Here is a 13,158-nt window from a genome sequence, read left to right on the forward strand (position 1 = left end):
AATCTTATGGAAGCATTATCAGATTTAAACACGTTCGCAAAAATCCTTACTGACAAAGGATATAACGGGTATTTCCATACGCAGGGTGCGTATGCCGGAAAGCTGAAAGACAGCATCAGCGAATATCTCGAAAGTTGCCAAAAAGGTGCAGACAGTTTACCTAAACAGGACTTGTTGCTGACAGGCTACCTACAATGGTCGGGCGATGACAAGCCCCGTGTAGAATGCAATATGTGGGTAAAATACCTGAATGGCAAATTCTCTCTTAGCCGAATGGAAATAGCCAAGAAAGACGGCTTTGGGCAATTACTCAAAAAAACGGAACTGGCAAACCTGTCAGTCATATCCGCACCCAAATTAACGGAAGCGGTCGCACTGGTCAACAATGAGCCAAAGCAAAAGGCGGTTAAAAGTCCTAAACGTTTCAAGCTATAACACAGAAATAATATGGCTATGAAAAAATTAAGAGCAAATATGGACAGGTACTTTGACAAGTTGGACAAACGTTGGCAGGCATTACCCTTGCGCAAGCAACACCAATATACGCTGTACTTCTTTGTGGGTTACCTGCTGCTTACCGTAGCGGTCATTGGCAAAGTGATGTACGATACTTCAAAGTCCGGTCACGATATGGTCATTGAGCATATCGAAAACCCTGTCCTCAAAAGTAAAAACCCTGCAAGGTTGCAGGATAGTGTATCAACAATTTTAAAAAATCAGATTTATGAAAGAAAATGAGAACAAAAAATCGGTTGTTCGGGTAACCGAGGGAAGCCCGAAAGAAACCGCTGATGTGCTGCAAAACGGCACACAGAATAACAAGGAAAAGCTCAAAAAGCCTTTAATCTTTGGCTTAATGGCGATTGTCTTCGTGGGTTGTATGTACCTCATATTTAAACCGTCCGCAGATAAAAAGGCAATCGAAAACGTTGGGCTGAACGATGCCGTACCACAGGCTACGGGCGCAGGAATGCCTGCCGACAAAGGCAAGGCTTACGAGCAGGAAATGCTCGAACGTAAAGAGCAGGAAAAACGCAATGCCCTTGCAACGCTTTCTGATTACTGGAATACGGAAGATAAGAAAGAGCCGACCGATGAGCAGTTTCCTGACGATGAGGAAAGCAACGGCTTTGGCGGTGGTGGCAGAAATTCGGGAAGAAGCGGCAACCCTGCTTTGAACAGCTATCGAAATACCCAAAGCGCATTGAGTTCCTTTTATCAGGATGATAACGCTGAAACAATGGAACTCCGTAAGCAAGTGGACGAACTTAAAGCAAAGTTGTCGGAAAAAGATGTGCCACCTGTGGCCACCGTTGACGACCAACTCAAATTAATGGAGAAATCCTATGAAATGGCAGCAAAATATCTTCCGCAAAATGCCAATACCGGAAACGCTGCTCCTGCCAACGGTGCAACTCCTGCTGCTGCGGGTGCTAATCAAAAAGAGCAATTTGTATCGTTCACGCCCACAAGAAAGAACATCGTATCAGCCCTGTACCGTGAACCGTCGGACAGTGCCTTTGCAGCCGATTGGAGCCAAACAAAAAACAGGGGGTTTTATACCGCAGGTTCTACCGAACAGGCAATACAACCTAAAAACAGTATCAAAGCCTGTGTACACGAAGCCCAAACGGTAGTTGGCGAAACGGGTGTGCGTTTACGACTGTTAGAGCCTGCTAAAACCCCGCAACGTACCATACCAAAAGGAACGATTGTAACAGCTAATGCAAAATTTCAGAATGGCAGGCTACAATTAAAAGTTACCTCCGTAGAACTGGAGGGCAATATCATTCCGGTAGATATAACCATTTACGATTTGGACGGACAGCAAGGCTTGTACGTTCCGTATTCGCCCGAAATGAACGCCCTTACCGAAATGGCGGGCAATATGAGCCAGACAGGAGGAACAAGCGTAATGCTTACGCAGAATGCCGGACAACAGGTTGCCGCAGACTTAAGCCGTGGCGTGGTACAGGGTATTTCGGGCTATTTCGCCAAGAAAGTAAGAACGCCAAAAGTTACACTCAAAGCAGGCTATCAGGTCTTCCTTGTATCTAAAAAATAATGTTGAACTCAAATAAATAAAACAATGAAAAATCATTTAAAAACCTTTTGGGCAATTGCCCTGATACTCGGCTTTGCCGTAACAACTTATGCACAGGATAGTGCAACTGCAAAAACACCGCTTGCATTGGGCAAGATAGAACCGTATCGTATGGAAGTTACCTACGATAAAACTTCGCACCTGATTTTCCCGACCGCCATCCGTTACGTGGATTTGGGCAGCGAATACCTGATTGCAGGTAAGGCTGAAGATGCCGAAAACGTATTGCGTGTAAAGGCATCGGTAAGGGACTTTGAGCCGGAAACGAATTTTTCCGTTATCACGAATGACGGGCGTTTTTACAGCTTCAACGTGTATTACAGTTCCTACCCGGAGGCATTAAGCTACGACCTGCTCACAATGCAAAAAGCGGTGGATAAAGCCAACGGTAACGATGTGCTTTTTGAGGAACTGGGTAACAATTCTCCCTCACTGGCAGGCTTGCTACTGGAAACCATTTACAAGAAAGACAAGCGCATTGTAAAGCATATCGGGGCTAAGAGTTTCGGCATTCAGTTTATCCTCAAAGGCATCTACATCCACAACGGTAAATACTATTTCCATACGGAATTGAGAAACCGTACCAATGTGCCGTTTCAGATTGATTTTATCAATTTCAAAGTGGTGGATAAAAAGGTAGCCAAACGTACCGTAGTGCAGGAACATCCTTTAACGCCTTTGAGAACTTACAAGCCATTGGACGGCATTGCCGGAAAATCGACCGAACAAAACGTGTTCCTGTTAGACCAGTTTACCATTGCCGATGATAAGGTGCTGCTGATTGAGATTTTCGAGAAGAACGGGGGCAGACATCAAACATTGCAGGTCGAAAATTCCGATTTAATCAAAGCTCGTTTGATTGACGATATGTACCTGAAATTTTAATAACCCTTTAAAGCAATAACAAGAAAATGAAAAAGTATATCTATACCGTGCTGCTTGTCCTGATAGGCATTACGGCTGCACAGGCGCAAAGGATGCTGCCGAAGCAGAAAGGATTGGAAATAAGTGCAGGTGTAATGTCAAATGATAAGATTGGCAATGATTACTACATCAGCGCAGCAATGACGGTAAACGGTAAGAACGGCAACTATCAGCTTTGGGCGTTGGAATATACCCACCAGTACCACGAGTATAAAGACCTCCGCATACCGCAGGAAACCTATTCCGCAGAGGGTGGTTACAGCTTCTTCCTGTTAGGCGATGCCCGTAAGAACATTACGCTGAACTTCGGAATAACAGGCGTAGTCGGTTATGAAAGCATTAACCGTGGCGAAGCGATGTTGTATGACGGAGCGAAAATATTGAGTGAGGACAACTTCATCTATGGAGCTGGCGGACGGCTCACTTTTGAAATCTACCTGTCAGACCGATTTGTGTTAGTCCTACAAGGACGTACAAAGATTTTGTGGGGTACAGACTTGGAACAGTTCCGTCCGTCCGTAGGTGTGGGATTAAGGTTTAATTTTTAAAACGTAAAACAATGATAGGAATATTTAATAAATTCAGAATAGGTTTACTGCCGATATATGTATTGCTGGCAATCCTCACAGCTTCGGTTACGTTGGTATCTTGTAGCAAAGATGATGAACTCGAAATACAGAACGATTTTCCTTTTGAGGTCAACGTGATGCCAGTGCCTAAAGAGGTTGCCAATGGGCAGACCGTAGAGATACGCATTACCATACAGCGAACAGGCAATTACAGCAATACGCAATATTTTCTCCGCTACTTCCAATTTGACGGACAGGGAACACTTAGATATTACGATGAACCGCCTTACCTGCCGAACGATTTGTATTCGTTACCAACTGAACAATTCAGGTTGTATTACACTTCCACGTCCACCGTATCACAGTCCTTTGAGGTTTGGATTTCGGATAGCTTCGGGAACGAAAAGCAATTGAGCTTTCAGTTTAATAGTAGCGATTAAGTGCAACATAAGCGAAGATAAAAACCGACTTTACAGGTCGGTTTTTTGCTTTTCGACTTTCGGCATAGGATGTTTTTGTTTAATTTTACTTGATATAATTATAATCAATATGGATGCGGTTACTGCTCAATTAGTGCTTGGTATTATTCCGCTTGTTATCGGGATAGGGCTTATCTATTGGATAAGCCGCAGGAAATTTTACAGACGTAATGCTGTAGGTGCGGAGGGTTTTTCGAGCTTTGAAGCATCTGTATTTATCCGTTTTATAGAACGTGTTGGCAAGTGGATTGCCTACGCTTTGATTATTATCGGTATTCTTTTCATTTGGTCGTATTCGCAAATGAAAAAAGATAGAGAGAAAAAACAACAGGAAGTAAAAACGGAACAACAACGATAACTAAGCCTATTAGCTTTAAAAACCAAAATAAAGTTTGCGAGGCAGCACAATCAATTTTTATCTAACTTTGCAGAATGAAATTTATATCTTTAATATTAGCCGTCTATGTATTGCTGTTATCAGCCGTACCGACTTTTATTGAGGATAAATGTATGCAGGAACATACCACCGAGCAAGGACAAAACGAACAGGACGACCAAGATTGCAATAAGGGATGTTGTTCGCCATTTTTTAGCTGTAATACCTGTACAGGATTTGTTTTAACTACTTTTCATTTCTCTATCACACATTCAGTAAAAGAACCGCAAAGAAAATTAGGCACAATGCCAACACCACCTATTTCTGATTTTCCCTTTTCCGTTTGGCATCCCCCACAACTTGCTTAATGTATAGTGCTTTCGGCACAAACTAATTGCAAGTGGTGTATCGCACCACTATCATTTATTTATTCACATTAAGTATCATTTTTACAATGAAAAAAATACTCATTGTGTCATTTTTTATGGCACTCAACCTTTGTGTATATGCACAAAATACATTCAAAGCTGTAATAAAAGACAGCGAGAAAAAAGAGCCTTTAATGGGTGTAACTGCACAGATTACAGGCACAACAATCGGAACAACTTCCGATGAAAACGGACAAATCATATTAACAGGTATTCCAAACGGTTTACAGGAAATTCAATTTAGTTATATTGGTTTTGCCCAACGTACCGACAGCTTTAATTTTCCGTTAGCAGATACAACCCCGATTGAGATTTTACTTTATGAAAGTTCAACGGAGTTAGACGGTATTGTTATTTCATCAACAAGAAGTACAAGAACTATACAAAATATCCCTACACGCATTGAGTTTATAGGAAGTGAGGAGTTAGACGAAAAAGGCAATATGAAAGCAGGGGATATTCGTATGCTTTTGAGTGAGAGTACAGGTATTCACGTACAAACCACATCGCCCACAAGTGCCAACGCAAGTATTCGTATTCAAGGGCTTGACGGACGATATACGCAAATTTTAAAAGACGGTTTTCCTATTTATTCGGGTGCTTCAAGTGGGTTAGGCTTGTTGCAAATTCCACCGCTTGACTTAAAGCAGGTTGAAGTTATTAAGGGTTCAACATCTACGCTGTACGGTGGTGGAGCAATAGCAGGTTTGGTAAACCTGATTTCCAAGACACCAACGGAAGAAAGGGATTTGCGTTTTCATTTAAACGGAACATCGGGCAGAGGTTTAGACATCAACGGTTTTTACGGACAGAAGTTTAAGAAAATCGGAACAACAATATTTGCTTCGCATAATCGTAATGGAGCTTACGACCCTGCACAAATCGGGCTTTCTGCCATTCCTAAATTTGAAAGGTATGTACTGAACCCTAAATTATTTGTTTACTTCAATGATAAAACAAAAATGAACTTTGGTATTAACACCACCATTGAAAACCGTTTGGGTGGCGATATGCTTTACATCAAAGGCAAAGGCGATAACACACACCAATATTTTGAAGAAAACAAAACACAACGCTATTCTACCCAATTTGTTTTTGACCATACTGTAAACGAAAACAGTTTTGTACAGATAAAGAACAGCGTAAGTTATTTTAACCGCAATACAGCTATTCCCAATTACGAGTTTGAGGGAACACAAACAGCCACTTTTACGGAAGCAAGCTATACCCACAGCAAAGAAAAATCAGAATGGGTAACAGGCGTTAATGTTTGGACGGACAATTTTAAAGAAAAGCAGATTACCGCATTTCCTTTGAGAGATTACAACCAAACCACATTCGGGGCTTTCGTTCAAAATTCTTTTAAGGCTACGGATTGGCTTCAATTAGAGACAGGTTTAAGAACAGATTACGTGATAGATTATGGAGCTGTTTTTTTGCCAAGAGTATCGGCATTGTTTAAGATTGCAAACGGATTGACTTCACGTATCGGGGGCGGATTTGGCTACAAAACACCAACCATTTTTACCGAAGAAAGCGAACGCATACAATATCAAAACGTAATGCCTATTGATGATAATACCAATAAATTAGAAAAGAGCTACGGAGCAAATGCTGACATAAATTACCGTACTAATATTGGCGATGATTGGACATTTAGCATAAATCATTTATTCTTTTACACCTATTTGGATAACCCTTTGTTGCTTCAAAATATAACTGCAAATACTTATCAGTTCATCAATTCATCGGGCTACATTCATACCAAAGGAACAGAAACAAATATCAAAATCGGTTATGATGATTTTAAATTGTTTTTGGGCTACACTTTTACCGATACCCGATTGATTGAAAACGGAACAAATACCGAAAATCCACTAACACCAAAACACCGCATTAACTCTGTACTTATGTATGAAATAGAGGATAAATGGAAAATCGGTTTGGAAGCCTATTATTTTAGTCCGCAAAAGCTCAATGACGGAACAACAGGAAAAGACTATGTTATATGTGGCTTTATGGCTGAAAAAATTTGGGAACGGTTTTCTTTGTACATCAACTTTGAAAATTTCTTTGATACAAGACAGACACGTTTCGACAACATTTATACAGGTACAATAACCAACCCTGTTTTTAAAGACATCTATGCACCATTAGACGGATTTGTAATTAACGGAGGAATAAAATTTAGACTTTAAGAAGATGAATAAAACCATATTTAATATAACAAAAATGGATTGCCCAAGTGAGGAGCAATTAATCCGTATGAAACTGCAAAACTTTGATACGGTAAAGTCATTGGAATTTGATATTCCCAATAGAAAACTAAATGTTTACCATAGTGGAAACCCAGAGCCGATTTTTTCAGCTTTGGAAACCTTGAACCTAAATACAACGCTGATTTCAACCGAAGAAACTAACGGAGTTGTTGAAACAGATACAAGCAATAGCCAACGGAAACTACTATGGACGGTATTGATTATCAATTTCGTTTTCTTTGGATTGGAAATGTTGTTCGGTATTTTTTCCAACTCAATGGGATTGGTAGCGGATAGCTTGGATATGCTTGCCGATAGCATCGTTTACGCATTGGCTTTGTTTGCTGTTGGGGGTACGATTGCAAGAAAAAACAATATCGCCAAATTTGCAGGTTACTTTCAAATCCTGTTAGCCGTTATCGGTTTTGTTGAAGTTATCAGACGTTTTATCGGAATAGAAGCGATGCCCGATTTCAAAACAATGATTATTGTTTCTGTTTTGGCATTGATAGCCAACGTACTTTGTCTTTACCTGTTGCAAAAGAACAAAAGCAAAGAAGCACATATGCAGGCTTCGATGATTTTCACGTCAAACGATGTTATAATCAATTCGGGAGTTATCGTTGCAGGTTTTTTGGTTCATTGGCTTAATTCAAACTATCCCGATTTGATTATCGGAGCTATTGTATTTGTGGTTGTGGCAAGGGGAGCGTATAGAATATTGAAATTGGCGAAGTAGAACCGCAATAAATCACAGCCTCGGTTTTTTCGGGGCTTTTTTATACCAATCCCTACTATACAATGCCAAATACTGCCTTTCAAAGCCAATCAATACCACATTTTCCAACCTTGCAATATGCCTTTATAAATTCGACTTCCACAGAAAAATTGAGCAGACTATGGAAGTTATCGCTATACAAAAATCCGCATTGGACGGAATGAAGAATGAGCTAAGGGAACTTTTGGAAATGACCGAAAATGCCACGAGGAAATACACGCCGATTTTCAAAAAGGAGAAATGGCTCGATAACCAGGAAGTGTGTTTGATGATGAACATTACCAAACGGACTTTGCAGACCTATAAGGACAAAGGCTTATTGCCTTATTCCAAACTGAACCGTAAAAATTATTATAAACTCTCGGACATACAGGCTTTGCTCAAAGCCGGGCAGCCCTACAATACAAACGACAATGGACTTATTAACGAATGACACCGAAGAAATCATCGCCCATCAGGAGATGATAATGCAGTTGCGAAACCGTATCGAAGAAATATTAAAAAACTATCGTCCTGTAATGAACGGAGAAATTTATTTGTCGGGCGAAGATGTGTGCGAACTGCTCCATATCAGCAAACGGACTTTACAGCAATACCGTGATGATAATATCCTGCCTTATATACAGATAGGGGGCAAAATAATTTATAAGGAGAGTGATATTCTGACAATCCTGGAACGGAACTATATCTCCAATAATACAAATAACAAATAGCCAATTTTAGTACAGATTAATACTTTCGTATCAGAACGAGTTTAGTATCTTTGCTTTTGAAAATATAGAAATACTTAAAGTGTTTTTGCTTTAAGTCCCACATTGAAAACTGGTAATTTTTAAGACAACGGGACAGATAAGTAGGAACGCTCACGTTATAGGCGTGGGCGCTCGCTTATTCGTTGTCGGGTATACCAGTGCCTCAATGTCGGTAAGTGTGGTTGCCTGCGCTTTCTTTTTTGTGCAGGGCTACACTAACATTAAAACTGGTAGTATGGAAACTGTAAATACCCCTAAAGCAATCGGCATTGCATTTATCAACGATAAACGCCTAATAGTTGATTTAGCCTATAACGACCTTGTCACTTCAGGAATTGACGTATTGTTCCGTTCGGAAGACATTAAAGACGGAATATCTCAACTGTCTGCATTAAAGGAACTTCCCCAAATTTGTATTATTGACCTTGATTTTTACGATAAGAATGTGCTGGCACAGCTTCAAGAACTAAGGACACTATACCCAATCATTAAACTGATTGGGCATAGTGATATTGATGCTGAAAAAGTCGTAAAATCTCTTTTGGAAATGGGTTTTATGGGCTATTTGCTTATTGGTAGCGATGTGTATGATTTTAAGAAAGCCATTGAGGTTGTTACTAATGGTGGTAAATATTTTAGTGTGGGAATAGCAAAATTTGCACAGGAATACTTTACTAATAACTAAGATTGCTTTTTTAAATCTGTAATTTTTATTTGGACAATATTGTTGTTATTTATTCCAAGTTGCAATAGTGTTTCTTTATGTGCTTGCTTCTCAAGCTCACTGTAATACGAAACATTCCAAATTACATTTTCATTTAGTTTGGCTTTTAATACCTCAAAATATTTTAAATCTACTTCTGAAATAGAATGCCCTAAGACAATAACTTTTTCAACTTCAGTAAGATTGGTAAAAAAAACAATATTGTTTTCGATAATTGAAGCCGTATTTTTAAATGCCTTTGTATAATAAGATAGTATTTCTTGTTTGGCACTTTCATAAGAATAGTCATATTCATCAGCCTTTTGCTCACGCCATTCGTATAATTCTTCTTCGCTTAATCCTTGTGGCGGTTCTTCTTCTTTCTCATCAAAATTTGCAGGGTCAGTTCCGTGTCCTAAAATAAGAGTACAATTGTCTATATCTGCTCTGTTATGAATATAGGTTATTCGTTCTTCGGGAATGCCGTAGCTTTCCTGTAGTGTTTTAGTATAATTGAAATTTAAAAAATGGCTATCGTCTTCTAAGTCAATTAGCACATCATCAGAAATACTTTCGTATTTGACTTCAAGAATAAACTTATTAAAGTCGCTAATTAGAGTGGTCGTTAAATCCTTAATGATTTCTTCCATCTCTATCTGATAACTATGCCAATCTCTATCTCGAAAATCTTCAGCACCAGGGCGAGCAATTAAGTCGGAATTATCGTCCAATACCGATAAATAATCCAAGTCAGCTAAGGCTTGCTCAAATCTTGACCATAACGCATACTCTTCATCTGTCAATTCAGGATTTGTAATATCAGGAAGTCCATAATAATTTAATAAGAGTTCATAAACCTCACTATCATTTTCAGCCAAGTAGTTTGCAAAACTTTGATACCTTGTGTCTAATTTATGATGGATGTCAAATCCATTACCAATAACGTATAATGTTTTCATTAATTCAGTTGTTTAATCTATTTTTTGGGTTATAAACCACTTCGTTTTCCAAATATCGGGCTTAACTTATCCCAAAATTGCTGTTCAAGAATTTCGACAATGAAACGTTCAATAATTTCATTGCTTTCTGAAATGACTTCGTATGCAAAAATATTCAAATCGTATTCTAAACAATTGTCCCACTTGCATAAATGCAAACTATAAACCCGATTTCCTTCTGTGCCAAGATGGTTCTTAATTCTTGTCTTGAAATCAGTCGTTGAGCTTCCAACATATAATATATCTGATGAAGTCTTGTTGTACCGGGAAAGGTTAACACGGTCTTTATTCTTTACTTTTAGCTTATTTGCTGATTGATAATCTTCAAAATAATCAATCAGCGTGCTTAAAATTTTCGGGGATTTAATCTGAATAATATAAATGAGTGGATTGTCGCTTTTAGGAATTTTATGCAAATAATTTGAGAGCGTTTTCCTATCTCTATATTCCGATGAATGAAAGGAAATTTCACAGAACGGTCTAACTGTTATTTTTGAAATTTGCTTGGCTATATTCAATGCAAACTCTTCAGATTGCTTTACAATATGTTCACTGTCAATTTTCATTAAATAATTTTCTTTCTTTTTAAGGTGTTCAATTTTACTTTTTCTCTACTTAATTCGTCATCCCAAAAAAACACTGCCGATTGATGATTTCTATTTTGCGATGAGGGATAAATAATCCCCGATATTTTATTCTTCCTATTTTTATTGAATGGATACCTTAAAAATTCAGTCACAACTTGAGTTGGAACGTATTCGGTATGTTCTTTACCATCCTTAATAATTTGTTGCGTTATATCCCTTACAAATGAGTATAGAAATAAAATAAGGTAATATCGTTTCTTGTCCTTAATGCCGAAAATACTTGGAATTTTTGGGAGCTTATTAAAATCAACAACAACCTGATTTTCTAAGGTTTCAAATTCCGCAATCGTTACATACCTTTTGTATTTATCTGTCCTGCTTATTGTTTCTAAAATTGCTGTATCATCATCAAAAGCGGAATAAAACATTGATATTCCTGAAGGGCTAAACCTATTTGGATAAATTGCTTTTTTGTTAGGGGGAGCAGTGATTTCGTTAAAATCTATAATTTTTGTTTTGAAGTCGTGTTGTCTACAACGATAAAGTTTTGTTCCTGCCGGGATAATCCTGATTATATTTAATTTTGATATAAGTTTACCAACCTCTTGTAGTATTTGCAAGGCTTTAGGAAGGCTGCTGTCTGCTGATGAAAAAAGGTAGCGGGATTTATGTTTGATGATTTCTTTAAAGTAATTCCACTGAAATTCTAAATCATCTTTAATATTGTCGTAATACAGGTCAGGTTGAGCCCAAGCAATATCTTCAATTGAATTAACAATATCTTCAATAACCTCAAAAGGTTCAGCATTTAACTCTATGTGTTCTTGTATAAGTTCGTCAGGGGTATAGATTTCTCCAAGATAACCTCCCTCTCTTGAATTGTAACTCATAAAGTTGGCGGCATCTTCATAGAAATTTGAAATACCATCCATAATAAATTCCATTAAATCTTCAAGAGAAACTACTTTTAGTTCCTTAGCGCAATAATCACAATAACCATCGTGATAGTTTTGCCTAATAAAGCGATTAATGCTTTTATCATCAAAATGTTTGATACAAATATTCTTATCTGGAATATTGCTTAAATTTCTACTTTCTAATTCAAGCCATCTCTGTTTAACTCCTCCCATATATTAATTTGCAGTTTTTGCTATAAAACAAATTTAGCAAATTTAAAAAAGTGCATTAACCCAGATTTATGAAAATTCAAAATCAATTAGTCAGTGTCTTTTCTTTGTTCGCTGATTAAGAAAGGAAGTTATTATTATTATTATTATTATTATTATTATTATTATTATTATTATTATTATTATTATTATTATTATTATTAACCAATCATTGGGATAATGAATATCCCAAACAATAACGCTGCAACCTGTTTGGTAAAATGGAGAAGAAAAAGGAATTGTGTAGTGGTGCATTTTACTAAAGGGGATTGCTCCCATTTAAAGCAAAAAGACTGCCCGACCATCGGGAGGATCTGTCTTTTTGCCGCCCGACTTTTTGGGTCGTACGGTGTTTTAATTTTTCGGCTTGTTTAACTGTTCTCTTAAAGCTATTAATTTCTTGTGCATATCTGTCCAATATGCCTGCCTTTCCTTGTCGCTTTTCACAGGTGGATTATGCGGATATTCTTTATACCACCCAGTTTGTTGAATAGCTTTTTTAAGGTCAGTAACCTCAATCCAGTTCCCGTTTTTATCTCTAATTTTCATTGTGCTGAATTTTAGCATTAGCCATTTTACGCTCTAACAATGTGTCGAGAATTTCCCACTCGCTGTCATACTCCTTGCCCTCAAAATGGTAGGTATCTGTTTCCTCGTCTAATTCGTAACTGTCAAAGTCCTGGCTATCTAAGCAGGTGTCGTTTAGTATGCCGTTTTCAAATATTGCCTGACCATATACTAAGCATCCTAATTCCTCATAGTCCTGTGTGAAATTCACTTTGAAATGTTCGGCTATCTGCTTTACCGCTTCCGTGTTTGGCGACCATTTTGTTTCATACTGAAACACGCCCGCACTTTCATTATCCTGACTGATATTGTAGAAATAATCTCCGTGCGTGTCCTGTACGAAATCGGGTAATTGCCCGCAGTCGTCTTTATGTTCCTGTTCAGCCATTGATTTGAATAGCTGTGTTATCTGTTCGATTGCTTCGGGTGTTCCCTCAAAAATAACCCAGTTGTTGCACCAATTAGCCAT

The 13,158-nt window shown here is 38.2% G+C and carries 18 protein-coding genes; 13 read left to right on the plus strand and 5 right to left on the minus strand.

Features of this window, described 5'->3' with window-relative positions; all coding sequences use genetic code 11:
- Nucleotides 1-6 precede the first annotated feature (6 nt).
- The 13 genes from M030_RS0104790 to M030_RS0104850 all read left to right on the plus strand — a co-directional run bounded on the left by M030_RS0104790 (nt 7) and on the right by M030_RS0104850 (nt 9,353).
- Nucleotides 7-435 (plus strand): hypothetical protein, encoded by a 429-nt coding sequence (locus M030_RS0104790; protein ID WP_002978503.1) that lies wholly within the window; start codon nt 7-9, stop codon nt 433-435.
- 18 nt (nt 436-453) lie between these two features.
- Nucleotides 454-738 carry a nitrogen regulatory IIA protein gene (locus M030_RS0104795; RefSeq protein ID WP_027372463.1) on the plus strand — a complete coding sequence of 95 codons (285 nt, stop codon included), beginning with the start codon at nt 454-456 and terminating at the stop codon, nt 736-738.
- Nucleotides 725-2,065: a conjugative transposon protein TraM gene (gene traM / locus M030_RS0104800; protein WP_002978507.1), complete on the plus strand. Its 1,341-nt coding sequence runs from the start codon at nt 725-727 to the stop codon at nt 2,063-2,065. Before M030_RS0104795 ends, traM begins: the two co-directional genes overlap by 14 nt.
- Before the next feature lie 24 nt (nt 2,066-2,089).
- Nucleotides 2,090-2,989, plus strand: coding sequence for a conjugative transposon protein TraN (gene traN / locus M030_RS0104805; protein WP_002978509.1), 900 nt, complete (start codon nt 2,090-2,092; stop codon nt 2,987-2,989).
- Between the two features lie 26 nt (nt 2,990-3,015).
- Nucleotides 3,016-3,576 carry a conjugal transfer protein TraO gene (locus M030_RS0104810; protein WP_002978511.1) on the plus strand — a complete coding sequence of 187 codons (561 nt, stop codon included), beginning with the start codon at nt 3,016-3,018 and terminating at the stop codon, nt 3,574-3,576.
- An 11-nt stretch (nt 3,577-3,587) separates the two neighbouring features.
- Complete coding sequence (locus M030_RS0104815) at nt 3,588-4,037, plus strand: DUF3872 domain-containing protein (protein WP_002978513.1); 450 nt, start codon at nt 3,588-3,590, stop codon at nt 4,035-4,037.
- Between the two features lie 109 nt (nt 4,038-4,146).
- Entirely contained in the window at nt 4,147-4,434 is a 288-nt protein-coding gene (locus M030_RS0104820; RefSeq protein ID WP_002978515.1) for a hypothetical protein, read from the plus strand.
- 74 nt (nt 4,435-4,508) lie between these two features.
- Nucleotides 4,509-4,820 carry a hypothetical protein gene (locus M030_RS0104825; protein ID WP_002978517.1) on the plus strand — a complete coding sequence of 104 codons (312 nt, stop codon included), beginning with the start codon at nt 4,509-4,511 and terminating at the stop codon, nt 4,818-4,820.
- An 86-nt stretch (nt 4,821-4,906) separates the two neighbouring features.
- Nucleotides 4,907-7,078: a TonB-dependent receptor plug domain-containing protein gene (locus M030_RS0104830; protein ID WP_002978519.1), complete on the plus strand. Its 2,172-nt coding sequence runs from the start codon at nt 4,907-4,909 to the stop codon at nt 7,076-7,078.
- Between the two features lie 4 nt (nt 7,079-7,082).
- Nucleotides 7,083-7,877, plus strand: a complete 795-nt coding sequence (locus M030_RS0104835) for a cation transporter (protein WP_002978521.1) — start codon at nt 7,083-7,085, stop codon at nt 7,875-7,877.
- Between the two features lie 160 nt (nt 7,878-8,037).
- Nucleotides 8,038-8,349, plus strand: a complete 312-nt coding sequence (locus tag M030_RS0104840) for a helix-turn-helix domain-containing protein (RefSeq protein ID WP_002978523.1) — start codon at nt 8,038-8,040, stop codon at nt 8,347-8,349.
- Complete coding sequence (locus M030_RS0104845; protein ID WP_002978525.1) at nt 8,330-8,629, plus strand: helix-turn-helix domain-containing protein; 300 nt, start codon at nt 8,330-8,332, stop codon at nt 8,627-8,629. Before M030_RS0104840 ends, M030_RS0104845 begins: the two co-directional genes overlap by 20 nt.
- Before the next feature lie 274 nt (nt 8,630-8,903).
- The gene (locus tag M030_RS0104850) at nt 8,904-9,353 is read left to right on the plus strand and encodes a response regulator transcription factor (RefSeq protein WP_034722103.1); all 450 of its coding nucleotides are present in this window, start codon (nt 8,904-8,906) and stop codon (nt 9,351-9,353) included.
- Here the strand turns inward: M030_RS0104850 and M030_RS0104855 are convergent.
- From M030_RS0104855 to M030_RS0104875, 5 genes are all read right to left on the minus strand, one after another.
- Complete coding sequence (locus tag M030_RS0104855; RefSeq protein WP_002978529.1) at nt 9,350-10,330, minus strand: bacteriophage abortive infection AbiH family protein; 981 nt, start codon at nt 10,328-10,330, stop codon at nt 9,350-9,352. The genes M030_RS0104850 and M030_RS0104855 overlap by 4 nt on opposite strands.
- Nucleotides 10,331-10,359: 29 nt before the next feature.
- Entirely contained in the window at nt 10,360-10,935 is a 576-nt protein-coding gene (locus M030_RS0104860; protein WP_002978531.1) for a hypothetical protein, read from the minus strand.
- The gene (locus M030_RS0104865) at nt 10,935-12,086 is read right to left on the minus strand and encodes a HEPN-associated N-terminal domain-containing protein (RefSeq protein WP_002978533.1); all 1,152 of its coding nucleotides are present in this window, start codon (nt 12,084-12,086) and stop codon (nt 10,935-10,937) included. Before M030_RS0104865 ends, M030_RS0104860 begins: the two co-directional genes overlap by 1 nt.
- A gap of 390 nt (nt 12,087-12,476) precedes the next feature.
- Nucleotides 12,477-12,671 (minus strand): hypothetical protein, encoded by a 195-nt coding sequence (locus tag M030_RS0104870; protein WP_002978537.1) that lies wholly within the window; start codon nt 12,669-12,671, stop codon nt 12,477-12,479.
- A complete protein-coding gene (locus tag M030_RS0104875) occupies nt 12,661-13,158 on the minus strand; it encodes a hypothetical protein (RefSeq protein WP_002978538.1) in 498 nt (165 codons plus the stop codon). The genes M030_RS0104870 and M030_RS0104875 overlap by 11 nt, the downstream gene beginning before the upstream one ends.

Origin of the sequence: Chryseobacterium sp. UNC8MFCol (assembly GCF_000482305.1) — a bacterium.
Taxonomy (GTDB): domain Bacteria; phylum Bacteroidota; class Bacteroidia; order Flavobacteriales; family Weeksellaceae; genus Chryseobacterium; species Chryseobacterium indologenes.